This window comes from Microbacterium sp. MRS-1, assembly GCF_000585455.1.
GTDB lineage: Bacteria > Actinomycetota > Actinomycetes > Actinomycetales > Microbacteriaceae > Microbacterium > Microbacterium laevaniformans.
Genome location: NZ_JAUF01000137.1, coordinates 1 through 868 on the forward strand (window position 1 = coordinate 1; position 868 = coordinate 868).

Consider the following 868-nt stretch of genomic DNA (forward strand, 5'->3'; position numbering starts at 1 on the left):
CCTCGACCCCTACCCGCCGAACCTCACCCGGCGAGCCTCACCCCCACCGAATGTCCGAAGAGCCCGTTGAGCTGGTCGTAGTAGTTGAACGTGACCGGCGTGAACTTCGCTTCGTCTTCCGGCACGAGCACCGGCACTGAGTCGCCCCGGAAGTACGAGCCGGTCATCGCCACGATGTGCGCATCGGAACCTGCCATGACGCCCTTGAGGAGATCACCCAGCCGATTGCTCGCGGTATCCGCCGAGACGTGGTGGAACTCATCGATCGCGAGCACGGTGCCGTCGAACGCTGAGGCGGGCAGCTTCTCATAGGCGAACCGCAGCGTCGCGTGCGTGCAGACGAGCGTTGCGTCCGGCCCGTTGAGGAAGTCGATGAACTGCTGCACCTTGCCCGAGGATGAGCCGGGCGTGCAGAGGTTGTTCTTCTCCTTGATCTCCCAGTCCGCGAAGAAGCCGAACCGGGTCAGGTTCGTCGTGGCAAACGAACCGCCGATGGATCGCTCCGGCACGGCGACAATCACTTTCTTGCGGCCCTGGTTGTAGAGCTTGTCGAGCGCAACGAACATCAGGGCGCGAGACTTGCCGGAGGCCGGCGGCGCCTTCACCAGCAGGTACTGCGCGCCGCGCTGCTCCCAGACCCGCTGCTGCATTTCACGCATGCCGAGTTCATTCGTGTGGACGCTGCTGCCGGTCCGCGCATACGTCACGTCTACGACGTTGGTTGGCTTCTTGATCGACGTCACTTGCGCTTCTCCTCAGCAGTCATCTGCTCATACATAGCGAAGAGGTGCGACAGCCGTTCCTCGGGACTGCTGCACGAATAGGTGACATCTGATCTGGCTTGCCCGCGGGGGTGGGCCTGGAAGGA

At 63.0% G+C, this 868-nt stretch carries 1 protein-coding gene; it reads right to left on the reverse strand.

Annotation, left to right across the window (positions count from 1 at the left end; all coding sequences use genetic code 11):
• Positions 1-23: 23 nt before the first annotated feature.
• Positions 24-743, reverse strand: a complete 720-nt coding sequence (locus tag AS96_RS14570; protein WP_231477302.1) for a DEAD/DEAH box helicase — start codon at positions 741-743, stop codon at positions 24-26.
• Positions 744-868: the final 125 nt, after the last annotated feature.